Here is a 24951-nt window from a genome sequence, read left to right on the forward strand (position 1 = left end):
CTGTCTGACAGCACACATATAACCATCTTTCTCACAATAAACTGGACTCGCGCAGCAACTGACTGACTACCGCGCGCAACTTGCCGGGCTTGACCGGTTTATTGAGTAGGGGCATGCCCATGCGCTGCAACGCGCGACGGCACTGATCGCTGCGATCCGCGGTGATCATCACCGCCGGAATTGGCGAGCCGAAGTACTGGCGCAAATACGCCACCACATCGCAACCCAGCACATCATGGTCAAGATGAAAGTCCGCCAGAATCAAATCCGGCGCCTGCCCGTCAAGCGCCTGCACGGCAGCTTCCTGATCGATGGCAGTCACCACCGTGCAGCCCCACTGCTCGAGCAACGCGGCCATGCTATGGAGGATACTCAGCTCGTTATCCAGCACCAACAGGCGCCGCCCTGGCAGCGGATCACCGACTAACGGTTGAACCGATGAAGTAACGGGTGCCGCGTTAATAGCGCGCTGCGCCAACGGCACCCGAATGGCAAACACCGAGCCGCGCCCAGGCTGCGAGCGCACCTCGACCGGATAGCCCAGCATCCGCGCAATCCGCTCGACGATCGCCAGACCCAGACCAACCCCTCGGCGCTCTGCCGCGCGGCCGACATTCAGCTGATTGAACTCCAGAAAGATGTTTTCCAGCTGATCCTCGGATATGCCACGGCCGGTATCCCACACCTGCAGGTCGAGGAACTCGCCGCGTTTTCGCACACCCAAGAGAACGCGGCCTTGCTCGGTGTAGCGACAGGCATTACTCAGGAAGTTGCGCAGGATGCGCGTCAGCAGGCGGAAATCCGTGCTGATCGTATAGTCGGGAATCCGCGTCTTCAGGCGCAAACCCTCGGCGGCGGCCACCGATTGAAACTCAGACGCCAGGGGCGCCAGCAGATCCTGCAAACGATACACATCAATATCCGGCTTGATCGCCGCCTGATCGAGCTTGGAGATATCGAGCAAATCGGTGAGTAGATCCTCGGCCCCCTCCAGTGCCTGGTGGCTGCGCTCGACCAGATTGTGCTCGGCCGCCGGCAAGCTGCGCTCACGCAGGGTGGAGATCAGCAGACGCGCCGCGTTGAGTGGCTGCAACAGGTCATGGCTGGCGGTTGCCAGGTACTTGTCCTTGCTGTGGTTGGCTGCTTGCGCGGCATCGCGCGCCTCTCGCAATGCCTGTTCGATGCGCTTGCGCTCGACGATCTGCTGCAACAGGTTGCGGTTGGCCTCCTGCAACTCGGCAGTGCGTGCCTTGACCCGCAGCTCCAGCTCGTCGTTGAGCTGTTGCAGGCGCCGCTGCGCCTGCTTGCGCTCGGTGATGTCGGCGACGAACCCCTCGATCAGCCCATCCTCGCCCGGTTTCAGCAGCAGGTTCATCAAGACATCGACGGTGCTGCCATCCTTGCGCCGCAACTGGGTCTCATAGCCGAACAGGCCGGGCGCATGCTCCAGCACCTGGCGAATATGTTGCAACTCCTCACGGCCACCGACGAACAGGTAGTGGGCCAGGTCGGTCAGCGACCACAGCACCTCCTGCGGATCGGCATAACCGAGCATCCGCGCCAAGGCCGGATTGGCCGAGCGCAGGCCCTCCTGCAGGCTGGCCTGGAAGATGCCGTGTACCGCGTGCTCGAACAGCCACTTGTAGCGATTGCGCTCGGTTTCCAGGTCTTCCAGGCGTGCCAGCAATTCCGGGTAATGGCTCTTGCGCACCGAATGACTGCCCAGCCCGAGCAGTTCGGTGAGCGCCTGGCGTTGCTGGTCAGAGGGCTTCGGCATAGACGACCTCGACATCGCGCTGGGTCGAATCCCTCGGGTTGGTCAGGATGCATGGATCCTGCATGGCATTGCGCGACAGGAATGGGATGTCGGAACAACCAACCCCCTGCAACCCCAGGGTTTCATGAAAGCCGACCGCCCGCTTGAACTGGATCAGGTGCTCGACCAGGCGCTGGCGGATCTGCGGGTGATTGAGGCCGCGGGTGTCGATGCCGAGGGTTTCGGCTACCACCTTGAAGCGCTCCGGCGCGGCCTTGTAGTTGAACGCCACCACATGCTCGATCAGCACCGCATTGCACAGGCCATGCGGCAAGTCGAGAAAACCGCCGAGGCTGTGCGACATCGCATGCACCGCGCCGAGGATGGCATTGGAAAAGGCCAGTCCGGCCTGCATGCTGCCAAGCATGATCTTCTCGCGCAGGGCGATTTCATTCGGGTTGGCGATCATCGCCACCAGATTGCCGTTGATCAGGCGCATGGCCTCCAGCGCATGGGAGTCGGTCAAGGGCCCCGAACCGGTGGAAACGAAGGCCTCGATGGCATGCACCAGCGCATCGATGCCGGTACAGGCGGAGAGGAACGGATCCATGCTCAGGGTGGTTTCCGGGTCGATCAGCGAGACGTCGGGCACCGCCCCCTTGCTGACGATGGAGAACTTCATCCGCTCGTCCTGATTGGAGATGATCACGAACTGCGACACGTCCGCCGAAGTGCCGGCAGTGGTTGGTATCAGGATCAGTGGCGGACTCGGCACGCGCAAGGTATCCACACCCTCGAACTCGATGATGTTGCGGCCATGGGCCACGACGATGCCGATGCCCTTGGCGCAGTCCATCGGGCTGCCGCCACCCACCGCCACTATCACGTTGCAGCCCTGACTGCGGTAAAGCTCGGCGCCGAGCATCACCTCTTCGCTGCGCGGATTCGGCGATACTTGGGTGTACAGGCAGTGCGAGATGCCCTGGCGCAACAGACTGGCTTGCACGTCGGCCACCCAACCGGCAGCTTGCACACCCGGGTCCGACACCAGCAGCACTTTGCGCGCACCGAAGTTACTGGCGTAGTTGCCCACGCTATGTCGGCAACCTGCCCCAAAGACGATTTCCGGCGAGACGAATTTACGATGAAGACTGATATCGGCACTCATGCCACGGCCTACTGCTTGTTGTTCTGACTACCGGCCAGCGTACTGCATTCACCTGCCAATGCAATGCCAGCGGTGTAGCGAGGCAAATCAAGCAGGCAGGCTTGCCGAAGGGACAGTCGCGACCGTTGGCTACGAGGCGCTCAGCACATCGCAATAGAAGCGCCACTCATGCTCCAGGGCATGGGCGAGGTTCTTTGCCTGGCGAAAACCGTGACGCTCCTGCGGATACAGATGGTATTCCACCGGCACGCCGCGCAGCCGTAACGCGGCGACCATCTGCTCGGTCTGCGCCGGCAGTACCACCGCATCCAGGCCGCCCTGGAAGAAGATCACCGGCGTCGCGATCCGGTCGGCATGCAACAACGGCGTGCGCGCCCGATAGCGCTGGGCATCGCGCAGCGGGTCGCCGATCAGCCAGTCCAGGTAGTCGGCCTCGAACTTGTGCGTCGCCTGGCGCAGGGCCAGCGGATCGCTGACCCCATAGAGGCTGGCGCCGCCGCGAAACACCTGGCTGAAGGCCAGGGCGCATAACGCCGTGTAGCCGCCGGCGCTGGCGCCGCGGATAAACGCCCGCGCCGGGTCGATCAGGCCGCTGGCCGCCAGGTGCGCCACCGCGGCCTGGGCGTCCGCCACCTCGATCTGCCCCCACTCCCCCGCCAGGCGCAGGCGATAGGCCCGGCCGTACCCGCTGCTGCCGCGGTAATTGAGGTCGAGCACGGCGTAGCCGCGCAGCGTCCAGAACGGGATGCGCGGATCGAACACCGGATAGCAGGCCGACGTGGGCCCGCCATGCAGGAACACCAGCAGCGGCGGTTTCTCGACTTGAGCGGCAGGTGCATAGAAGAAGCCCTGGCTGCGCTCGTCCTCACCGACCGGGCAACTGAAGGGCTGCGGCCTGGGCAGGTGCTGTTTGCCCAGAGGCTGTTCACCACCGACGAGAATGCGCACCGCGCCGCTGTCACGGGCAATGGCCAGAACCGCCGGCAGGCGATCCGCTGCCCCGGCGATGCAGTAGTAGTGGCCGGAATCCGCCGCCAGCTCGCGAAAGCGGCTGAAGTCTGCGGCCAGGCGTCGTTCATTAGCCGCGCCAGCCTGCTCCAGCAGCACGCCGAAGCCCTGCTCGAAACGGCTCAGCAGCATGCCCCCCGCCTCCAGTGGCAGGTAGGTGCTACCACCCAGTTGCCAGGGCGCCGGCGCATGATCGTAGGGTGACGCGGGGCCGCCGAGGCCATGCGCACCTTCGGATGACTCGGAATCATCGGTGACGCGCACGGGCTGCCACCAACCGTGGCGGTCGGAAAGTACCCAGAGCCTGCCATCGGCAGCGAAGCGCGGCTGCTGCAGGGACTGGTCGTGCTCAGCGCCGGCCAGAATCCGTCCGCCTCCCTCGCCCTCACGCAGACACAGGCGGCTGGCGACCCAGGGCTGATAGGGTCTGTCCCACTCGATCCAGGCCAGCTGGCGGCCGTCCGCGCTGGCAACCGGGCCGGCATAGAAGTCGGCCCCCTCGACCAGCACTCGGCGGCTGCCATCCAGGCCGATGCGCACCAGGCGATGGATCACCCCGACCGCCTCGTGGCTTTCCTCCACGGCCAGGAGTGCCTGCCAGGCCGGGACGAAGGACAGGCCACCATAACGGCAATCCGGGCGGGCGGTCAGTTTGCAAGGTGCGGCCGCCGAATCACTGGTGCGCGCGGCGCTGCCTAGCAGGTAGATCTGCTGGTCAGCCTCGTTGACGAAGGCCGCGCCCCGGTCGGTGGCGCAGCAGGCACCACCGCCGTATTCGTAAACCCGGCTGCGCACGGAGAAACCCGCCGGGGTCAGTTCACGCAGTTCCTCGTCACGCCAGAAGAACAGGCCGCAGCGCGCCTGCTGCGGATCGAAAGCCACCCACAGCAGGCCACCATGGGCGGCGTGCAGTTCGGCGAAATCGCCACTGGCGGCTGCAGCCTGGGCGGCATTCCAGATGCCATCGGCTTCGTCGGTGCGCATGACGCGCCCTAGACCTTGCAGATCAGCTTGGAGGCCTTTTCGTTGCGGAACACCAGAGTATCCAGCGCACCCGGTGCCTGCTCGGCCTCTTCGCGCGCGGCGAGGATGATGCCGTGGTGCGCCGACTTGCTGCACACCGGGTCGGCATTGCTGGCGTCGCCCGTGAGCATGAAAGCCTGGCAGCGGCAGCCGCCAAAATCCTTGGCCTTTTCATCACAGGAGCGGCACGGTTCGGGCATCCAGTCGTCGCCGCGAAAACGGTTGAAGCCGAAGGAGTCGCGCCAGATGTGCTCGATGCTGTGCTCGCGCACGTTGGGAAACTGCACCGGCAGCTGGCGGGCGCTGTGGCATGGCAGCGCGGTGCCGTCCGGGGTGATGTCGAGGAACAGGTTGCCCCAGCCGTTCATGCAGGCCTTGGGTCGCTCCTCGTAGTAATCCGGGGTGACGAAGATCAGCTTGCACGGGTGGTGCTCGGCCGCCAGCTTGGCGCGCCACTCGTTAGTGATGCGCTCGGCATGCTCGAGCTGGGCGCGGGTCGGCAACAGGCCGGCCCGATTGAGTTCGGCCCAGCCGTAGAACTGGCAGGTGGCCAACTCGACGAAATCCGCCTCCAGCTCCAGGCACAGCTCGATGATCCGCTCGATATTGTCGATGTTGTGCCGGTGGGTGACGAAGTTCAGCACCATGGGGTAACCGGCTGCCTTGACCGCCCGGGCCATGGCCAGTTTCTGGGCGAAGGCCTTCTTCGAGCCGGCCAGCAGGTTATTGACCTCCTCGTCGGCGGCCTGGAAGCTGATCTGGATATGATCCAGGCCGGCCTCGCTGAAGCTGGCGATACGCTCTTCGGTCAAGCCGATGCCGGAGGTGATCAGGTTGGTGTAGTAGCCCAGGTCGCGCGCGGCCTTGATCAGCTCGGCCAGATCCTGGCGCACCAGCGGTTCGCCGCCGGAAAAACCCAGTTGCGCCGCGCCCAGCGCGCGCGCCTGGCGAAACACCTCGATCCACTCGGCGGTGCTCAGCTCCTCACCTTGCTGGGAGAAATCCAGCGGATTGGAGCAATACGGACACTGCAGCGGGCAGCGGTAGGTCAGCTCGGCCAACAGCCACAGAGGAGGACCCGGTGCATGACCGGGTTTACTGCAACTCGATCCAGAACTGAGCATTGGCTACCTCCATAAAGGCCAGGATGTCTTCATGGAGCCCCGGCACGTCCGGAAAACGTTCACTCAAGGTGTCGATGATCTGGCCGACACTGTGCGCACCATTGACCTGCTGGAGAATTTCCCCAGCGCTGTCATTGAGCTTGATCATGCCTTCCGGGTAAAGCAGCACATGGCAGTTTTGCACGGGCTCGAACTGCAGGCGAAAGCCGCGGCGCAGCTTGGGGATCTTGCTGGCAAGGGACTGGTTCATACAATCGACTCCGCCGCACCCTACCGGGGTGTCACCTGCAGACATAGGGTGCGCGGTGCGCACCAATGGGTTGCTGCTCAAAGCACTATCCCCTTGTGCCAGACCCGCTCGGCCGTCACTGTGTGGTAAGGCGCGCGTTCCAGCTCGTAGGCCATGCTCATGGCATCGAGCATGCTCCAGAGTACGTCCAGCTTGAATTGCAGGATCTCCAGCATGCGTTGCTGACCCTCGTAGGTCGTGTAGTGCTGCAAGGTGATGCGCAGGCCATGTTCGACATCGCGGCGCGCCTCTTTCAGGCGTTTGCGGAAGTAGTCGTAACCGCTGGCATCGATCCAGGGGTAATGCTGCGGCCAGGCATCCAGGCGCGACTGGTGAATGGTGGGGGCGAACAGCTCGGTCAGCGAACTGCTGGCCGCCTCCTGCCAGCAGGCGCGGCGGGCGAAGTTGACGTAGGCATCGACGGCGAAGCGCACCCCCGGCAACACCAGTTCATGGGACAGCACCTGCTCGCGGTCCAGGCCCACGGCCTCGGCCAGGCGCAGCCAGGCCTCGATGCCGCCCTCCTCGCCAGGCGCGCCGTCGTGGTCGAGGATGCGCTGCACCCACTCGCGACGGGTGTCGCGATCGGGGCAGTTGGCCATGATCGCCGCATCCTTCACCGGGATGCACACCTGGTAGTAGAAGCGGTTGGCCACCCAGCCCTGGATCTGCTCGCGGCTGGATTGACCGGCGTACATCGCCTGATGGAAAGGATGATGAATGTGGTAATAGGCGCCCTTGGCGCGCAGCGCCTGCTCGAACTCGGCAGGGCTCATGGCTGTCTTGCTCATCGAGGCTCTCCAATTCACGGTGCCGCTCGCCCGGGGTGCGTCATGCGCACCACTGGCGGCAACGTCGTTCTCGTGATGCGCGCGGCCTCGGCGGCCCCGCGCACCTTACAAATTGATGCTCAGGCCGTCCCAGGCGACGTCGATACCATGGGCGCACAGCTCGGCACGCTCCGGCGAATCGACATCGAGGATCGGATTGGTGTTGTTGATATGGATCAGAATCTTCTGCTTGCCCGGCAGGCCGTCGAGCACCTCGATCATGCCGCCGGGGCCGCTTTGCGGCAGATGGCCCATTTCGCTGCCGAGCTTGTCGCCGACCTCGCACTGGCGCATTTCGTCGTCGCGCCACAGGGTGCCATCGACCAGCAGGCAATCGGCGCGGCGCATCCAGGCCAGCAGCTGATCATCCACCTGCCCCAGGCCAGGGGCATAGAACAGGGTGCCGCCGGTGCGCAGGTCTTCGACGAACAGGCCGATATTGTCACCCGGGTGCGGATTGCCACGGTGCGGCGAGTACGGCGGCGCGCTGCTGCGCAAGGCAATCGCGGTAATCTGCAGATCCGGGCAGGCGGGGATGCTGAACGGCACGCCATCCAGCTTGATCAGGTTGTGCTGCAAGCCACCGTTCCAATGGTCGAGCATATTGAACAGGGGGAAACCGCTGGTCAGGTCCTGATGCACCATCTCGGTACACCAGACCTGATGCGGACAACCCTCGCGCAGGGTCAGCAGACCGGTGCAGTGGTCGATCTGGCTGTCGATCAGAATGACCCCGCCGATCGCCGTGTCACGCGGTTTGCGCGCCGGCTGCAAGGCCGGGAACGACTCGATCTGCGCACGGATATCCGGTGAAGCGTTGCACAGGATCCAGTCCTTGCCATTGTCGCTCAGGGCGATCGAGGACTGGGTACGCGGCTGCGCACGCAAACTGCCGTCGCGCACCCCACGGCAGTTGCGACAGTTGCAGTTCCATTGGGGAAAGCCGCCGCCGGCGGCGGAACCGAGAATCTGGATATGCATGGCGAGTTCCGGTGAGATGCCCCGACAGTGCCGGGGCAAGGCCAATCAACGATTGGCGAAGTACATGGTGACTTCGAAACCAATACGCATATCGGTGAAGGCGGGTTTAGTCCACATGGCGCGGTCCTCTTCTTATCAAACCGGCGAATTCCGGTAGTGCTAGTTATGCACCCAGATAGCCCGCGGCAGAATGGTACTTTGGGATGAGGCCGAACTGCTATTGGTAGGACAGGCCAGCGCCCAGCCCAGGGCCCGCATGCTGCGTCAGCGGTGCTGGCGCCAGGGCAATCTGGAACCATTGCCGGATCGCAGCGCGCCCGCGATTGATCCAGGTTACCCAAGGTGATGCGACCGGCTGACTCCTGCGAAGCAAAGGGGGCGCTATGCTGAAAGTGTCAGGAGAACGATCATGCACGGTTATCAGGTGACCTTCTTTACCCAACAGAATCGCCGTTACAAGGGCAAGATGCTCGCGGACTGGCTGGTCGCCCTGGCCAAGGACATGCACTTGCGCGGCGCCACCCTGGTGTCCGGGATCGAGGGCTTCGGCCATACGGGCAAGCTCCATTCCTACCACTTCTTCGAACTTGCCGATCAGCCGATGGAAGTCTCCCTGGTGCTCAGCGAAGAGGAATGCAGTCGGCTGTTTGAGCGTTTGCAACAGGAAGCTCTCGCCTTGTTCTACGTGAAGACACCAGTCGAATTCGGCACCCTCGGCAAGCAGGCCGGGGCCGATACGACCGGTTGAAACCCTCAAGGCAGGCAAGGCCCGCACGCAGATCACATTCGCCGCCGACCAGGGCGCAGGTCTTGAGCCGGGTCCCTCGAACGATTTTTCAGCAGAAAGCCACTGACTCGCCGAAGCCCGCCTGGTATCAAGTAAACCGCTGTGACTGAGTCACAGGGAGTGATGCGTCAGCAACCCCCATCCTTGTCGAGGAGTACGGCATGCCTGATGTGGTAGCGAGCCTGACCCATACTGGGGTTTGCGGTTTTTCTGTTGGGCGTAGCCGGCTTGTGCGCCTTCATGCTCGGGGCCTCCAGTCTGCTCGATAGTAAAGCTTGGGACATAGCAAGAACGAGCCATTCGAGTCCGGCATCGTTTCTACCGGCGACACGCGCCTGCGCTTTTCCGCCAAGCTCTATCTGGTTGCAATGCTGCTCGCGACCTTCGATGTCGAAGCCCTGCTTCTCTTTGCCTGGGCCATTTCGCTGTGCGAAAGCGGCTGGCCCGGATTTATCGAGGCCCCGGTGTTCATCATGCTCCTGCTGATCGGGTTGTTTTACCTGGCGCGCACACCATGAACCAGTTCGGCTAATAACCATTGGGGCACTCGGCCAGGATCCCGCATCCGAGCTGAGCATGATGTAGCTAAACTCCTGCAGCGATGCTGGTTTTTTTCATTTTCATCCCCCAGCCTGCACCCGTAAGAGCGGCTCTGGCGCCCCCTGCGGAAGCCATCAGCCCGAAGATCGACGACAGCCAGTCGCAAAGCCCCGACAAGCCCCCCTGACGCGAGCAGTCGCGCAGGAACTCAGGCCAATGTGCTCCCGGCCATTCATAAAATTCTTCTCTGCACTGCTTTTATATGGCTAAAACTGGTTGAAACTGCGTCAGGCAGTTACAACTAAGCGACCAAGTCAGAATGACGCGAAGACAAGCGCAGGTAATAACAACCCCTGTATTCACCGCAATGCACGCATGCTTATCTGAAAAATTTACTTACAGCTAAAAACGCGCATAATATGGCCCGGCGTAGATTGCTGGGCAATCCGCTAGCTTGAAGCTAATGCGAACCTTTAAATAAAAGTGAACGCCGTTCCTGATCTCGAGGGGTTCCGGCATGTCGGAAGCAACCGCAGTCCTGTCCCATAACTGGGCGCTAGCCGTTTTTCTGCTGGGGGTCGTTGGCCTCTGTGCATTCATGCTTGGCGTTTCCAGTCTGCTAGGCAGCAAGGCCTGGGGCCGCAGCAAGAACGAGCCTTTCGAATCCGGCATGCTCCCCACCGGCAGCGCCCGCCTGCGCCTGTCGGCAAAATTCTATCTGGTCGCGATGCTCTTCGTGATCTTCGACGTTGAAGCCCTCTTTCTCTTCGCCTGGTCTGTCTCCGTTCGCGAAAGCGGCTGGGCCGGCTTTATCGAAGCCACCGTTTTTATAGCAATTCTGTTGGCAGGTCTTGTCTACCTTTGGCGTATCGGCGCGCTCGATTGGGCTCCCGAAGGACGTCGTGAGCGGCAGGCGAAGCTAAAACAATGAGGCTTTGGCGATGCAGTACAAACTTACTCGGGTCGACCCGGATGCACCCAACGAGGTGTATCCGATCGGCCAGCGGGAGACCGTTTCCGACCCGCTGCTAGACGATCAGGTTCATAAAAACATCTACATGGGCAAGCTGGAAGACGTGCTGAATGGCGCGGTCAACTGGGGGCGCAAGAACTCCCTGTGGCCATACAATTTCGGCCTTTCCTGCTGCTATGTGGAGATGACCACGGCCTTCACCGCACCCCATGACATCGCCCGCTTCGGTGCCGAAGTCATTCGTGCGTCCCCGCGCCAGGCCGATTTCATGGTGATCGCTGGCACCTGCTTCATCAAGATGGCGCCGATCATCCAGCGCCTCTACGAGCAGATGCTAGAACCCAAGTGGGTAATCTCCATGGGTTCCTGCGCCAATTCCGGCGGCATGTACGATATTTATTCGGTCGTTCAGGGCGTGGACAAGTTCCTCCCGGTGGACGTCTACATACCCGGCTGCCCGCCCCGCCCCGAGGCATTCCTGCAAGGCTTGATGCTGTTGCAAGAATCCATTGGGCAGGAGCGCCGTCCGCTTTCCTGGGTCGTTGGCGACCAAGGCGTCTACCGCGCCGAAATGCCTTCGCAAAAGGAACAGCGTCGTGAACAGCGTATTGCTGTCACCCATCTGCGCAGCCCTGACGAAGTCTGAGTCTCACCCTTTCGCAAGAAGGCCTGATTCATTCTCTACGTTGACCGATAGCGACCGAGACCATGACTGCAGACACCGTTCTGTCTATTCCGCCGTACAAGGCTGACGACCAAGATGTCGTCGTTGAGCTTAATTCCCGCTTTGGTGCCGAAAGCTTCACCCTGCAGGCCACTCGCACTGGCATGCCGGTGATCTGGGTAGCCCGGGAAAAGCTGATTGCAGTACTTACCTGCCTGCGCAACCTGCCGCGCCCATTCGTCATGCTCTATGACCTGCATGGGGTTGACGAGCGCCTGCGCACTCAACGCCGTGGCCTGCCCGGTGCCGACTTCACGGTGTTCTACCACCTGATGTCGATCGAACGTAACAGCGACGTGATGATCAAGGTCGCGTTGTCCGAAGGCGATCTCAACCTGCCGAGCGCTACCAGCATCTGGCCGAACGCCAACTGGTACGAACGCGAAGTCTGGGACATGTATGGCATTCACTTTTCCGGGCACCCGCACCTGACCCGGATCATGATGCCGCCGACCTGGGAAGGTCACCCGCTGCGCAAGGACTATCCGGCGCGCGCCACCGAGTTCGATCCGTTCAGCCTGACCCTGGCCAAGCAGCAGCTGGAAGAGGAAGCCGCACGCTTCAAGCCGGAAGACTGGGGCATGAAGCGGCGCAGCGAGCACGAGGACTACATGTTCCTCAATCTCGGCCCGAACCACCCCTCTGCCCATGGCGCCTTCCGCATCATCCTGCAACTGGATGGCGAAGAGATCGTCGACTGCGTACCGGAAGTCGGCTACCACCACCGCGGCGCCGAGAAGATGGCCGAGCGCCAGTCCTGGCACAGCTTCATTCCCTATACCGACCGCATCGACTACCTCGGCGGGGTAATGAACAACCTGCCCTACGTACTGGCGGTGGAGAAACTGGCCGGGATCAAGGTGCCGGATCGAGTCGATTTCATTCGGGTGATGATGGCCGAGTTCTTCCGCATCACCAGCCACCTGCTGTTCCTCGGCACCTATATCCAGGATGTCGGCGCCATGACCCCGGTGTTCTTCACCTTCACCGACCGCCAGCGCGCCTACAAGGTGATCGAGGCCATCACCGGTTTTCGCATGCACCCGGCCTGGTACCGCATCGGCGGCGTCGCCCACGATCTGCCACGCGGCTGGGATGGACTGGTCAGGGAGTTCGTCGAGTGGCTACCCAGGCGCCTCGACGAATACGAAAAAGCTGCCCTGAAAAACAGCATCCTCAAGGGCCGCACCGTTGGCGTTGCCGCTTACAACACCAAGGAAGCGCTGGAGTGGGGCGTTACCGGTTCCGGCCTGCGCGCCACCGGTCTCGACTTCGACCTGCGCAAGGCGCGTCCCTACTCAGGCTACGAGCACTTCGATTTCGAGATACCGCTGACTCACAACGGCGATGCCTACGACCGCTGCATCATCCGCGTAGAGGAAATGCGCCAGAGCCTGCGCATCATCGAGCAGTGCCTGAAGAACATGCCGGAGGGCCCGTACAAGGCGGATCACCCACTGACTACGCCGCCGCCGAAAGAGCGCACACTGCAGCACATCGAGACCCTGATCACCCATTTCCTGCAAGTCTCCTGGGGTCCGGTCATGCCGGCCAACGAAGCCTTCCAGATGATTGAGGCGACCAAGGGCATCAACAGTTACTACCTGACCAGCGACGGCAGCACCATGAGCTACCGCACTCGTATCCGCACACCGAGCTTCCCGCACCTGCAGCAGATCCCTTCGGTGATCCGCGGCAGCATGGTGGCCGACCTGATTGCGTACCTGGGCAGTATCGATTTCGTTATGGCTGACGTGGACCGCTGACATGAGCCAGACAAACCTGAATAGCAACAGTTTGATCCAAACCGACCGTTTCGCCCTGAGCGAGGCCGAGCGTTTGGCCATCGAGCACGAAATGCATCACTACGAAGACCCGCGCGCGGCGTCCATCGAAGCCCTGAAAATCGTGCAGCAAGCACGAGGCTGGGTGCCGGACGGCGCCGCCGATGCCATCGGTGCGATCCTGGGCATCCCCGCCAGCGATGTCGAAGGTGTAGCCACCTTCTATAGCCAGATCTTCCGCCAGCCGGTGGGTCGTCACATCATTCGCGTATGCGACAGCATGACCTGCTTTATCGGTGGCCACGAGTCGGTGGTTTCCAGCATCCAGCAGCAACTCGGCATCGGCCTGGGGCAGACCAGCGCCGACGGCCGCTTCACCCTGCTGCCAGTGTGCTGCCTGGGCAACTGCGACAAAGCCCCGGCCGTGATGATCGACGACGACACCTTCGGCGACGTGCAGCCTGACGGCATCGCCCAACTGCTGGAGGCCTATCCATGACTCAGCGCACCGCCATGACCGCAAAGACGCTGACCTCCATTGGTCCGGCCAACCGCATCGCACGCAGTGACGAAACCCATCCGCTGACCTGGCGCCTGCGTGACGACGCGCAACCGGTATGGCTCGCCGAGTACCAGCAGAAGAACGGCTACGCTGCCGCACGCAAAGCCCTGGGCGAGATGGCCCAGGCCGATATCCTGCAGACAGTCAAGGATTCCGGCCTCAAAGGCCGTGGCGGTGCAGGTTTCCCCACCGGCGTGAAGTGGGGCCTGATGCCGGCCGACGAATCCATGAACATCCGCTACCTGCTGTGCAATGCGGATGAGATGGAGCCGAACACCTGGAAAGACCGCCTGCTCATGGAGCAGCTGCCGCACCTGCTGGTGGAAGGCATGCTGATCAGCGCCCGGGCGCTCAAGGCCTACCGGGGCTACATCTTCCTGCGCGGCGAGTACGTCGACGCGGCAGCCAACCTCAATCGCGCCATCGAGGAAGCCAAGGCCGCCGGTCTGCTGGGCAAGAACATCCTCGGTAGCGGCTTCGACTTCGAGTTGTTCGTGCACACCGGTGCCGGCCGCTACATCTGCGGCGAAGAAACCGCGCTGATCAACTCGCTGGAAGGCCGGCGTGCCAACCCACGCTCCAAGCCGCCCTTCCCCGCCGCCGTCGGCGTATGGGGCAAGCCGACTTGCGTGAACAACGTGGAAACCCTGTGCAACGTGCCGGCTATCGTCGGCAATGGCGTCGATTGGTACAAATCCCTGGCCCGTCCCGGCAGCGAAGACCACGGCAGCAAACTGATGGGCTTTTCTGGCAAGGTGAAGAACCCCGGTCTGTGGGAACTGCCGTTCGGCATTTCGGCCCGAGAGCTGTTCGAAGACTACGCAGGCGGCATGCGCGACGGTTTCAGTCTGAAGTGCTGGCAACCTGGCGGCGCCGGCACCGGTTTCCTGCTACCGGAGCATCTCGACGCCTCGATGTACGCCGCCGGCATCGCCAAGGTCGGAACCCGCATGGGTACTGGATTGGCCCTGGCGGTGGACGATAGCGTCAACATGGTTTCGCTGCTGCGCAACATGGAAGAGTTCTTCTCCCGCGAGTCCTGCGGCTTCTGCACCCCATGCCGGGACGGCTTGCCGTGGAGCGTGAAGATCCTCCGTGCGCTGGAGCGTGGCCAGGGCACCCGGGAAGACATCGAGACCCTGCTCGGCCTGGTCAACTTTCTCGGCCCCGGCAAGACCTTCTGTGCTCACGCCCCTGGTGCCGTCGAGCCGCTGGGCAGCGCGATCAAGTATTTCCGTGCAGAGTTCGAAGCGGGCATTGCCAGCCAAGCGGCGCCGGCAACGACGGGGCAGTTCGTCCCCGCATGAAGTTTTGCGCCGTGGCGGCCATAAGTCCGGCCCCGCGGTACACCATGATTCCATTAGCCAAGTCCGCTGCGGCGGATAAAGAAGAAACTCGACCATGGCCACTATCCACGTAGACGGCAAAGATTTCGACGTCGATGGCGCGGACAACCTCTTGCAGGCCTGTCTGTCCCTCGGTCTCGATATCCCCTATTTTTGCTGGCACCCGGCGCTTGGTAGCGTCGGCGCCTGCCGCCAGTGCGCAGTCAAGCAGTACACCGACGAGAACGACACACGCGGTCGCCTCGTCATGTCCTGCATGACGCCTGCTACCGACAACACCTGGATTTCCATCGACGACGAGGAAGCCAAGCAATTTCGCGCCAGCGTAGTCGAATGGCTGATGACCAACCATCCGCACGACTGTCCGGTGTGCGAGGAAGGCGGCCATTGCCACCTGCAGGACATGACGGTGATGACCGGGCATAACACCCGGCGTTATCGCTTCAGCAAGCGCACCCACCAGAACCAGGAACTCGGCCCGTTCATCGCCCATGAGATGAACCGCTGTATCGCCTGCTACCGCTGCGTGCGCTATTACAAGGACTACGCCGGCGGCACCGACCTCGGCGTATTCGGCGCCCACGACAACGTCTACTTCGGCCGCGTCGAAGACGGCGTGCTGGAGAGCGAGTTCTCCGGCAACCTGACCGAGGTCTGCCCGACCGGCGTGTTCACCGACAAGACCCACTCCGAGCGCTACACCCGCAAGTGGGACATGCAGTTCGCCCCGAGCATCTGCCAAGGCTGCGCCAGCGGCTGCAACATCAGCCCCGGCGAGCGTTACGGCGAGATCCGGCGCATCGAGAACCGCTTCAACGGCGATGTGAACCAGTATTTCCTCTGCGACCGCGGCCGCTTCGGCTACGGCTACGTCAACCGCGAAGACCGCCCGCGCCAGCCGATGATGATGCTGAGCAAGATGAAGATGGGCATCGACTCGGCTCTCGACCAGGCTGCCGCGCTGTTGAAGAACCGCAAGGTGATCGGCATCGGTTCGCCACGCGCCAGCCTGGAGAGCAACTTCGCCCTGCGCGAGCTGGTCGGCGCGGAAAACTACTACTCCGGCATCGCAGCGGCCGAGCTGGAAAACCTGCGGCTGATTTATGACCTCCTGCAAAACGGCCCGCTGCCGACACCGACCCTGCGCGAGGTGGAACACCACGATGCGGTGTTCATCCTCGGCGAAGACCTGACCCAGACCGCCGCTCGGCTCGCCCTTTCCCTGCGCCAGGCGGTGAAAGGCAAGGCCGTCGAGATCGCCGCCTCGATGAAAATCCAGGACTGGCACATTGCCGCGGTGCAGAACATCGCCCAGGACGCACTCAACCCGCTGTTTATCGCCAGCGTCGCGGCCACCCGTCTGGACGATGTCGCCGCCGAATGCGTGCACGCGGCGCCAGCCGACCTGGCTCGCCTTGGCTTCGCCGTGGCGCATGCCATGGACCCGAGCGCGCCAGCTGTCAGCGGCCTGGACCGCGAGGCCGCCGAACTGGCACAGCGCATCGCCGATGCACTGCTGGCCGCCAAGCGCCCGCTGATCGTCTCCGGCGCATCCCTGGGCAGCCGAGCGCTGATCGAAGCCGCCGCGAATATCGCCGGTGCACTGAAGAACCGTGAGAAGAATGGCTCCATCAGCCTGGTGGTGCCGGAAGCCAACAGCATGGGCCTGGCATTGCTCCTGGGCGAAGAGCTTGCGGATCGATCCGTCGATGCCGCCCTGCACGCCCTGATTAGCGGGCAGGCCGATGCCGTTGTGGTCCTGGAGAACGACCTCTACCGCCGCGCCGCAAGCGCCCAGGTCGATGCGGCACTGAACAGCGCCAAAGTGGTGATCGTCGCCGATCACCAGCAGACCGCGACTACTGCCAAGGCGCATCTGCTGCTGCCGGTGGCCAGCTTTGCCGAAGGTGACGGCACCCTGGTCAGCCTGGAAGGCCGCGCCCAACGCTTCTTCCAGGTTTTCGACCCGAGCTACCACGACGCCAACATCCTCGTGCGTGAAGGCTGGCGCTGGCTGCATGCGCTGCACTCCACCCTGCAAGGCAAGACGGTCGACTGGACTCGACTGGACGCGGTCACTGCGGCCTGCGCGGCCGGCAACGCCCGCTTGGCGCGCATCGGCGAAGCCGCGCCGAACGCCACGTTCCGCATTAAAGGCCTCAAGCTGGCGCGTGAACCGCACCGCTACAGCGGCCGAACCGCCATGCGTGCCGATATCAGCGTGCACGAGCCGCGCCAGCCGCAGGATCAGGACTCGGCCTTTGCCTTCTCCATGGAAGGCTATTCCGGCAGCAAGGAAGATCGCCAGCAGATTCCCTTCGCCTGGTCGCCGGGCTGGAACTCGCCGCAGGCCTGGAACAAGTTCCAGGCCGAAGTCGGCGGCCACCTGCGCGCCGGCGACCCGGGCGTACGCCTGATCGAGGCCAAGGGCCAGGCGCTGCCGTGGTTCACCCCGGGTGCGGCGTTCTATCCCGCGCCGGGCACCTGGCAGGTCGTGGCGCTGCATCACCTGTTCGGCAGCGACGAGATGTCTGCCCGCGCTACGCCGATGCAGGCACGCATCCCCCAGCCTTATGTCGCCCTGGCGAAAGCCGAGGCTGATCGGCTCGGGGTCAATGATGGTGCGCTGCTCAACCTGAGCGTAGGCGGCCAGGCCCTGTGCCTGCCGCTGCAAGTGCGCGAAGATCTGGCCGTCGGCCTGGTCGGCCTGCCTGCTGGTCTGCCCGGCATCCCGGCGGTTATCGGCGGCGCCGTGGTGAACTCGCTGCAGGAGGCCGCACAATGAGCTGGCTGACGCCCGAACTGTTCGAGATCGTCATCGCGGTATTCAAGGCGGTGGTCATCCTGCTGGCCGTGGTGATCTGCGGCGCCCTGCTGAGCTTCGTCGAACGCCGCCTGCTGGGACTCTGGCAGGATCGCTACGGCCCCAACCGGGTCGGCCCGTTCGGCATGTTCCAGATCGCCGCGGACATGCTCAAGATGTTCTTCAAGGAAGACTGGACCCCGCCGTTCGCCGACAAGGTGATCTTCACCCTGGCACCCGTGATCGCCATGGGCGCACTGCTGACCGCCTTCGTCATCATCCCCATCACCCCGACCTGGGGCGTGGCGGATCTGAACATTGGCATCCTGTTCTTCTTCGCCATGGCCGGTCTGTCGGTGTATGCGGTGCTGTTCGCCGGCTGGTCGAGCAACAACAAGTTCGCCCTGCTCGGCGCCCTCCGCGCGTCGGCTCAGACCGTCTCCTACGAGGTGTTCCTGGCCCTGGCGCTGATGGGTATCGTCGCCCAGGTTGGCTCGTTCAACATGCGCGAGATCGTCGACTACCAGGCGCAAAACCTCTGGTTCATCATTCCGCAGTTCTTCGGCTTCTGTACCTTCTTCATTGCTGGCGTGGCAGTGACCCACCGTCACCCGTTCGACCAGCCGGAAGCCGAGCAGGAGCTGGCCGACGGTTACCACATCGAATACGCCGGGATGAAGTGGGGCATGTTCTTCGTTGGCGAATACATCGGCATCGTGACCATTTCCGCCCTGTTGGTAACGCTGTTCTTCGGCGGCTGGCATGGGCCGTTCGGCATCCTGCCGCAGATCCCGTTCATCTGGTTCGCCCTCAAGACCTGCTTCTTCATCATGCTGTTCATCCTGCTGCGCGCTTCCATTCCGCGCCCGCGTTATGACCAGGTGATGGCCTTCAGCTGGAAGTTCTGCCTGCCGCTGACCCTGATCAACCTGCTGGTGACCGGCGCATTCGTGCTGGCCGCGGCCCAGTAAGGAGAACCACCATGTTCAAGTACATTGCCAATGTGATCCACGGCACTTACACCCAGTTGCGTAGCCTGGTGATGATCTTCGGCCACGCCTTTCGCAAGCGCGACACCCTGCAATACCCGGAAGAAGCGGTGTACCTGCCGCCACGTTACCGCGGGCGCATCGTCCTCACCCGCGACCCCGACGGTGAAGAGCGTTGCGTGGCCTGCAACCTGTGCGCCGTAGCTTGTCCGGTCGGCTGCATTTCCCTGCAAAAGGCCGAAACCGACGATGGCCGCTGGTACCCGGAATTCTTCCGCATCAACTTCTCGCGCTGCATCTTCTGCGGCCTGTGCGAAGAAGCCTGTCCAACCACCGCGATCCAGCTCACCCCGGATTTCGAGATGGGCGAGTTCAAACGCCAGGATCTGGTGTACGAAAAGGGCGATCTGCTGATTTCCGGACCGGGCAAGAACCCGGACTACAACTTCTACCGGGTTGCCGGTATGGCCATTGCCGGCAAGCCGAAAGGCGCCGCGCAGAACGAGGCCGAGCCGATCAACGTCAAAGGCTTGTTGCCCTAAGGAGACGCGCGTGGAATTCGCTTTCTATTTCGCGGCGGGAATCGCCGTGGCTTCAACCCTGCGGGTAATCACCAGCAGCAATCCGGTGCATGCCCTGCTGTACCTGATCGTCTCGCTGCTGGCGGTGGCCATGACCTTCTTCGCCCTCGGGGCGCCTTTCGCCGGCGCCCTGGAGATCATCGTCTACGCCGGCGCCATCATGGTGCTGTTCGTCTTCGTGGTAATGATGCTCAACCTCGGCCCGGCTGCCGTCGAGCAGGAAAAACAGTGGCTGACAGCGGGCATCTGGATCGGCCCGACAGTTCTCTCCGCCGCGCTGCTGGGCCTGCTGCTGCATGCGCTGTTCAAGTCACCCAGCGCTGCGCCGATTGGCCTGACGACCGTCGATGCGAAAGCCGTCGGCATCAGCTTGTTCGGCCCCTACCTGCTGGCCGTGGAGCTGGCTTCCATGCTGTTGCTCGCGGCCCTGATCGCCGCCTACCACCTCGGCCGCCACGAAGCTAAGGATGCAACGCCATGAATGCTATCCCGATGGAGCACGGCCTGGCTCTCGCCGCCGTGCTATTCAGCCTCGGCCTGGTCGGCCTGATGGTGCGGCGCAACATCCTCTTCATGTTGATGAGCCTGGAAGTAATGATGAACGCCACCGCCTTGGCCTTCATCGTCGCCGGCAGCCGCTGGGCACAGCCTGACGGGCAGGTCATGTTCATTCTGGTGATAACCCTGGCAGCCGCCGAGGCCAGTATCGGCCTGGCGATCCTGCTGCAACTGTATCGCCGTTTCCACACACTCGATATCGATGCTGCCAGCGAGATGCGCGGATGAACCTACTATTCCTGACTTGCCTGTTCCCGCTGCTCGGCTGGCTGTTGCTGGCCTTTTCCCGCGGGCGTTTCTCGGAAAACACCGCCGCCGTGATCGGGGTCGGCTCGGTCGGCTTGTCCGCCCTGACCGTTGCCTGGATCATCTGGCAGTTCAACGTCGCGCCGCCGCAAGGCGGCGTCTACACCCAGCTGCTCTGGCAGTGGATGGCGGTGGACGGCTTCGCGCCGAGCTTCACCCTCTACCTGGATGGACTGTCGCTGACCATGCTCGGCGTGGTCACCGGCGTTGGCTTCCTGATCCACCTGTTCGCCTCCTGGTACATGCGCGGTGAAGAGGGTTACTCGCGCTTCTTCGCCTACACCAACCTGTTCATCGCCAGCATGCTGTTCCTGGTGCTCGGCGATAACCTGCTATTCCTCTACTTTGGTTGGGAAGGCGTGGGCCTGTGCTCCTACCTGTTGATCGGCCACTACTTCAAGCACGTGCCCAACGGTAATGCCGCACTCAAGGCCTTTATCGTCACCCGGGTCGGTGACGTATTCATGGCCATCGGCCTGTTCATCCTGTTCCTGCATCTCGGTACCCTGAACATTCAGGAGCTGATGCAACTGGCACCGCAGAAGTACGTCGAAGGCGACAACTGGCTGTGGATCACCACCCTGATGCTGCTCGGCGGTGCGGTCGGCAAGTCGGCCCAGTTGCCGCTGCAAACCTGGCTGGCCGATGCCATGGCCGGCCCGACCCCGGTCTCCGCACTGATCCACGCGGCGACCATGGTCACTGCCGGCGTCTACCTGATCGCGCGCACCCACGGCCTGTTCCTGCTGACCCCGGAAATCCTCGAACTGGTCGGCATCGTCGGCGGCGTGACCCTGGTCTTGGCCGGTTTCGCCGCGCTGGTGCAAACCGACATCAAGCGTATCCTCGCCTACTCGACCATGAGCCAGATCGGCTACATGTTCCTCGCCCTGGGCGTGGGGGCATGGGACGCGGCGATCTTCCACCTGATGACCCATGCCTTCTTCAAGGCCCTGTTGTTCCTCGCCTCCGGGGCGGTAATCAATGCCTGCCACCACGAGCAGAACATCTTCAAGATGGGCGGTCTGTGGAAGAAACTGCCACTGGCCTATGCCAGCTTCATCGTCGGCGGTGCCGCCCTGGCTGCCCTGCCGCTGATCACCGCCGGCTTCTATTCCAAGGACGAAATCCTCTGGGAAGCCTTCGCCAGCGGTCATCAGTGGTTGCTGTATGCCGGTCTGACCGGGGCCTTCCTGACCTCGATCTACACCTTCCGCCTGATTTTCATCGCCTTCCACGGCGAGCAGAAGACCGAGGCGCATGCCGGTCATGGCATCGCCCACTGGCTGCCACTGGCGGTGCTGATCGTGCTGTCGACCTTTATCGGCGCATTGATCACCCCGCCGCTGGCCGGCGTGCTGCCGCAAAGCGTCGGGCATGCCGGCGGCGAGGCCAAGCACAGCCTGGAGATTGCATCCGGGGCCATTGCCCTGCTCGGCATTCTGCTCGCCGCACTGCTGTTCCTCGGCCAGCGGCGCCTGGTCAGCGCAGTAGCGGCCAGTGCGCCGGGGCGTTTCCTGTCGACCTGGTGGTTCGCCGCCTGGGGCTTCGACTGGCTCTACAACAAGCTCTTCGTGCAGCCCTACCTGCTGGTCTGCCGCCTGCTCGGGCGTGACCCAATCGACCGCAGCATCGGCCTGGTTCCGCGCCTCGCGCGCGGCGGCAACGCCCTGCTGGCCCGCAGCCAGACCGGCCAGGTGCGCTGGTACGCCACGTCCATCGCTGGGGGTGCCGTCGTGGTGCTCGCCATCCTTCTGCTTCTGAATTAAGGAAAATAGCCCGTCATGATTCTGCCCTGGCTAATCCTGATCCCCTTTATCGGCGGCCTGCTGTGCTGGCAAGGCGAGCGTTTCGGCGCCACCCTGCCGCGCTGGATCGCCCTGCTGACTATGGTGCTGTTGTTCGGCCTCGGCCTGTGGTTGTGGGCCACCGGCGATTACAGCCTGGCCCCCGCGCCAGGCGCCGACCCGCGCTGGGCCGCCGAATTCCAGCTGCAGTGGATCGAGCGCTTCGGCATCAGCGTGCACCTGGCGCTGGATGGCCTGTCGGTGTTGATGATCAGCCTCACCGGCCTGCTCGGCGTGCTGTCGGTGCTCTGCTCGTGGAAAGAAATCCAGAACCGCGTCGGCTTTTTCCACCTCAACCTGATGTGGATTCTCGGCGGCGTGGTCGGCGTGTTCCTCGCCGTCGACCTGTTCCTGTTCTTCTTCTTCTGGGAAATGATGCTGGTGCCGATGTACTTCCTCATCGCGCTCTGGGGTCACAGTGGCAGCGACGGCAAGTCCCGCATCTATGCCGCCACCAAGTTCTTCATCTACACCCAGGCCAGTGGCCTGATCATGCTGGTGGCGATCCTCGGCCTGGTGTTCGTCCACTTCGACCAGACCGGCGTACTCACCTTCAACTACGCCGACCTGCTCAGGACCGAAATGGCGCCGGGTACCGAATACCTGCTGATGCTCGGTTTCTTCATCGCCTTCGCGGTGAAGTTCCCGGTGGTGCCCTTCCACTCCTGGTTACCGGATGCCCACGCCCAGGCGCCGACCGCCGGTTCCGTGGACCTGGCCGGTATCCTGCTGAAAACCGCCGCCTACGGCATGCTGCGTTTCGCCCTGCCGCTGTTCCCCAACGCCTCGGCCGAGTTCGCGCCGATCGCCATGGGGCTGGGTGTCTTCGCCGTCGTCTATGGCGCCCTGCTGTCCTTCGCGCAAACCGATATCAAGCGCCTGGTGGCCTACTCCAGCGTCTCGCACATGGGCTTCGTGCTGATTGCCATCTACTCCGGCAGCCAGATCGCCCTGCAGGGCGCGGTGGTGCAGATGCTGGCCCATGGCTTGTCCGCCGCCGCACTGTTTATCCTCTGCGGACAGCTCTATGAGCGCCTGCACACCCGCGACATGCGCGAGATGGGCGGTGTCTGGGCACGCATGCCCTGGCTGCCGGGCGTCAGCCTGTTCTTCGCCGCGGCGGCGCTGGGCCTACCCGGCACCGGCAACTTCGTCGGCGAGTTCCTGATTCTGCTCGGCAGCTTCCGGAATGCGCCGCTGATCACCGTGCTCGCCGCCACCGGCCTGGTATTCGGTTCGGTCTATTCGCTGATCATGATCCACCGCGCCTACTTCGGCCCGGCCAAGGCAGAGGGGGCCGTGCAAGGCCTGAAACCGCGTGAACTGGGTATGGTGCTGGGGCTGGCGGCACTGCTGATCCTGCTCGGCGTCTACCCGCAGCCGGTGCTGGATACTTCCGCTGCAAGCATGCATGGCGTGCAGCAGTGGATGAGCACCGCCCTCAATCAACTCGCCTCGACCCGGTAGCTGTTATGCAAAGTCAAGCTGTGGAATTCACGCTGCAACACTTCATCGCCCTGCTGCCGCTACTGGTCACCAGCGCGACCATCATCGTGGTGATGCTGGCCATCGCCTGGAAGCGCCACCACTCCTGGACCTTTGGCCTGTCGGTGATTGGTCTCAACCTGGCCCTGCTGTCGATCCTCCCGGCCCTGAAAGTCGCCCCCATCGAGGTTACCCCGCTGCTGCAGGTGGACAACTTCGCCTGCTACTACATGGCCCTGGTACTGGCCGCAACGCTGGCCTGCGTGACGCTGAGCCATGCCTACCTGGGCGGCGAATCCGGCAAGGGCTACCCGGGCAACCGCGAAGAGCTGTACCTGCTGATGCTGCTGGCCGCCGCCGGCGGCCTGGTGCTGGTCAGCGCGCAGCACCTGGCGAGCTTGTTCATCGGTCTGGAACTGCTCTCGCTGCCGACCTACGGGCTGGTCGCCTATGCCTTCTTCAACAAGCGCTCGCTGGAAGGCGGCCTCAAGTACATGGTGCTGTCGGCTGCAGGCAGCGCGTTCCTGCTGTTCGGCATGGCCCTGCTGTATGCCGACGCCGGCACCCTGAGCTTTGCCGGGATCGGCGCCATCCTGGCACCAGCCGCGCAGCCAGGCCCACTGGTGCAACTGGGCATGGGCATGATGCTGGTCGCCCTGGCGTTCAAGCTGTCGCTGGTACCCTTTCATCTGTGGACACCGGATGTCTACGAGGGCGCGCCGGCGCCGGTCGCCGCCTTCCTCGCCACGGCCAGCAAGGTCGCGGTGTTCGCCGTGCTGCTGCGTCTGTTCCAGCTGTCGCCCGCTGCCGCGAGCCCGGCGCTACACGATCTGTTGGCGCTGATCGCGGTCGCCTCGATCCTCTTCGGCAACCTGCTGGCCCTGCTGCAAAGCAACCTCAAGCGCCTGCTCGGTTACTCCTCGATTGCCCACTTCGGCTACCTGCTGGTCGCCCTGATCGCCAGCGAGGGCATGGCGCTGGAAGCGGTCAGCGTATACCTGGCCACCTACGTGCTGACCACCCTCGGCGCCTTCGGCGTGGTCACCCTGATGTCCACGCCCTACAACGGCCGCGACTGCGATGCGCTCTACGAATACCGCGGGCTGTTCTGGCGGCGGCCCTACCTGACCGCGGTGCTCACGGTGATGATGCTGTCGCTGGCGGGCATTCCGCTGACCGCGGGCTTCATCGGCAAGTTCTACATCATCACCGTCGGCGTGCAGGCCGAACTCTGGTGGCTGCTCGGCGCCCTGGTACTGGGTAGTGCGATCGGGGTGTTCTATTACCTGCGGGTGATGGTCACCCTGTTCATGGTCGAGCCCAACCTGCGCCGCCACGATGCGCCGTTCAACTGGGGCCAGCGGGCTGGCGGGATCATGCTGCTGCTGGTTGCCCTGCTGGCCTTCGTGCTCGGCGTCTACCCGCAACCGCTGCTGGATCTGGTGCAGCACGCCGGGCTGGCGGGACTCATGCGGTGAACGCCCGGT

General features: G+C 63.2%; 22 protein-coding genes and 1 pseudogene. 15 read left to right on the top strand and 8 right to left on the bottom strand.

The genetic code is table 11. The annotated features are described in order from the left end of the window. Positions 1-31: 31 nt before the first annotated feature. From G9C89_RS19770 to pqqA, 8 genes are all read right to left on the bottom strand, one after another. Positions 32-1777: a PAS domain-containing hybrid sensor histidine kinase/response regulator gene (locus G9C89_RS19770; protein WP_172151315.1), complete on the bottom strand. Its 1746-nt coding sequence runs from the start codon at positions 1775-1777 to the stop codon at positions 32-34. Then, entirely contained in the window at positions 1761-2924 is a 1164-nt protein-coding gene (gene ercA / locus G9C89_RS19775; RefSeq protein WP_172151317.1) for an alcohol dehydrogenase-like regulatory protein ErcA, read from the bottom strand. The genes G9C89_RS19770 and ercA overlap by 17 nt, the downstream gene beginning before the upstream one ends. Before the next feature lie 129 nt (positions 2925-3053). Beyond that, the gene (locus G9C89_RS19780) at positions 3054-4916 is read right to left on the bottom strand and encodes a S9 family peptidase (RefSeq protein ID WP_172151319.1); all 1863 of its coding nucleotides are present in this window, start codon (positions 4914-4916) and stop codon (positions 3054-3056) included. Between the two features lie 8 nt (positions 4917-4924). Next, positions 4925-6079 (bottom strand): pyrroloquinoline quinone biosynthesis protein PqqE, encoded by a 1155-nt coding sequence (gene pqqE, locus G9C89_RS19785; protein WP_172151321.1) that lies wholly within the window; start codon positions 6077-6079, stop codon positions 4925-4927. Further along, complete coding sequence (gene pqqD / locus G9C89_RS19790; protein WP_172151323.1) at positions 6051-6329, bottom strand: pyrroloquinoline quinone biosynthesis peptide chaperone PqqD; 279 nt, start codon at positions 6327-6329, stop codon at positions 6051-6053. The genes pqqE and pqqD overlap by 29 nt, the downstream gene beginning before the upstream one ends. A gap of 77 nt (positions 6330-6406) precedes the next feature. Next, complete coding sequence (gene pqqC, locus G9C89_RS19795; RefSeq protein ID WP_172151325.1) at positions 6407-7159, bottom strand: pyrroloquinoline-quinone synthase PqqC; 753 nt, start codon at positions 7157-7159, stop codon at positions 6407-6409. A gap of 105 nt (positions 7160-7264) precedes the next feature. Further along, positions 7265-8179, bottom strand: coding sequence for a pyrroloquinoline quinone biosynthesis protein PqqB (gene pqqB, locus G9C89_RS19800; RefSeq protein ID WP_172151327.1), 915 nt, complete (start codon positions 8177-8179; stop codon positions 7265-7267). A gap of 45 nt (positions 8180-8224) precedes the next feature. Beyond that, positions 8225-8296: a pyrroloquinoline quinone precursor peptide PqqA gene (pqqA, locus tag G9C89_RS19805; protein ID WP_003284930.1), complete on the bottom strand. Its 72-nt coding sequence runs from the start codon at positions 8294-8296 to the stop codon at positions 8225-8227. Between the two features lie 292 nt (positions 8297-8588). Here pqqA and G9C89_RS19810 point away from each other — a divergent pair, with 292 nt between their 5' ends. The 15 genes and pseudogenes from G9C89_RS19810 to nuoN all read left to right on the top strand — a co-directional run bounded on the left by G9C89_RS19810 (position 8589) and on the right by nuoN (position 24942). After that, a complete protein-coding gene (locus G9C89_RS19810) occupies positions 8589-8927 on the top strand; it encodes a DUF190 domain-containing protein (RefSeq protein WP_172151329.1) in 339 nt (112 codons plus the stop codon). A 228-nt stretch (positions 8928-9155) separates the two neighbouring features. After that, positions 9156-9484: pseudogene (ndhC, locus tag G9C89_RS19815) on the top strand (NADH-quinone oxidoreductase subunit A). 539 nt (positions 9485-10023) lie between these two features. Further along, positions 10024-10437 (top strand): NADH-quinone oxidoreductase subunit A, encoded by a 414-nt coding sequence (locus tag G9C89_RS19820; protein WP_172151331.1) that lies wholly within the window; start codon positions 10024-10026, stop codon positions 10435-10437. Between the two features lie 10 nt (positions 10438-10447). After that, positions 10448-11125, top strand: coding sequence for a NuoB/complex I 20 kDa subunit family protein (locus G9C89_RS19825; protein WP_172151333.1), 678 nt, complete (start codon positions 10448-10450; stop codon positions 11123-11125). A 62-nt stretch (positions 11126-11187) separates the two neighbouring features. After that, entirely contained in the window at positions 11188-12969 is a 1782-nt protein-coding gene (gene nuoC / locus G9C89_RS19830; RefSeq protein ID WP_172151335.1) for an NADH-quinone oxidoreductase subunit C/D, read from the top strand. Between the two features lies 1 nt (position 12970). Next, positions 12971-13486 carry an NADH-quinone oxidoreductase subunit NuoE gene (nuoE, locus tag G9C89_RS19835; protein WP_172151337.1) on the top strand — a complete coding sequence of 172 codons (516 nt, stop codon included), beginning with the start codon at positions 12971-12973 and terminating at the stop codon, positions 13484-13486. 14 nt (positions 13487-13500) lie between these two features. Further along, positions 13501-14856, top strand: coding sequence for an NADH-quinone oxidoreductase subunit NuoF (nuoF, locus tag G9C89_RS19840; RefSeq protein ID WP_172151552.1), 1356 nt, complete (start codon positions 13501-13503; stop codon positions 14854-14856). A 94-nt stretch (positions 14857-14950) separates the two neighbouring features. Next, complete coding sequence (gene nuoG, locus G9C89_RS19845; RefSeq protein ID WP_172151339.1) at positions 14951-17680, top strand: NADH-quinone oxidoreductase subunit NuoG; 2730 nt, start codon at positions 14951-14953, stop codon at positions 17678-17680. Continuing rightward, positions 17677-18669 (top strand): NADH-quinone oxidoreductase subunit NuoH, encoded by a 993-nt coding sequence (nuoH, locus tag G9C89_RS19850; protein ID WP_172151341.1) that lies wholly within the window; start codon positions 17677-17679, stop codon positions 18667-18669. Before nuoG ends, nuoH begins: the two co-directional genes overlap by 4 nt. A gap of 11 nt (positions 18670-18680) precedes the next feature. Further along, a complete protein-coding gene (nuoI, locus tag G9C89_RS19855) occupies positions 18681-19229 on the top strand; it encodes an NADH-quinone oxidoreductase subunit NuoI (RefSeq protein ID WP_172151343.1) in 549 nt (182 codons plus the stop codon). A 10-nt stretch (positions 19230-19239) separates the two neighbouring features. After that, positions 19240-19749, top strand: coding sequence for an NADH-quinone oxidoreductase subunit J (nuoJ, locus tag G9C89_RS19860; protein WP_172151345.1), 510 nt, complete (start codon positions 19240-19242; stop codon positions 19747-19749). Then, a complete protein-coding gene (gene nuoK, locus G9C89_RS19865; protein ID WP_172151347.1) occupies positions 19746-20054 on the top strand; it encodes an NADH-quinone oxidoreductase subunit NuoK in 309 nt (102 codons plus the stop codon). The genes nuoJ and nuoK overlap by 4 nt, the downstream gene beginning before the upstream one ends. Then, the gene (gene nuoL / locus G9C89_RS19870; protein ID WP_172151349.1) at positions 20051-21901 is read left to right on the top strand and encodes an NADH-quinone oxidoreductase subunit L; all 1851 of its coding nucleotides are present in this window, start codon (positions 20051-20053) and stop codon (positions 21899-21901) included. The genes nuoK and nuoL overlap by 4 nt, the downstream gene beginning before the upstream one ends. A 15-nt stretch (positions 21902-21916) precedes the next feature. Then, on the top strand, positions 21917-23446 hold the full coding sequence (nuoM, locus tag G9C89_RS19875) for an NADH-quinone oxidoreductase subunit M (RefSeq protein ID WP_172151351.1): 1530 nt from the start codon (positions 21917-21919) through the stop codon (positions 23444-23446). Between the two features lie 20 nt (positions 23447-23466). After that, positions 23467-24942 carry an NADH-quinone oxidoreductase subunit NuoN gene (gene nuoN, locus G9C89_RS19880; protein WP_172151554.1) on the top strand — a complete coding sequence of 492 codons (1476 nt, stop codon included), beginning with the start codon at positions 23467-23469 and terminating at the stop codon, positions 24940-24942. The last annotated feature ends 9 nt before the right edge of the window (positions 24943-24951 follow it).

Origin of the sequence: Pseudomonas tumuqii (assembly GCF_013184545.1) — a bacterium.
GTDB classification, from domain to species: Bacteria; Pseudomonadota; Gammaproteobacteria; order Pseudomonadales; family Pseudomonadaceae; genus Aquipseudomonas; species Aquipseudomonas tumuqii.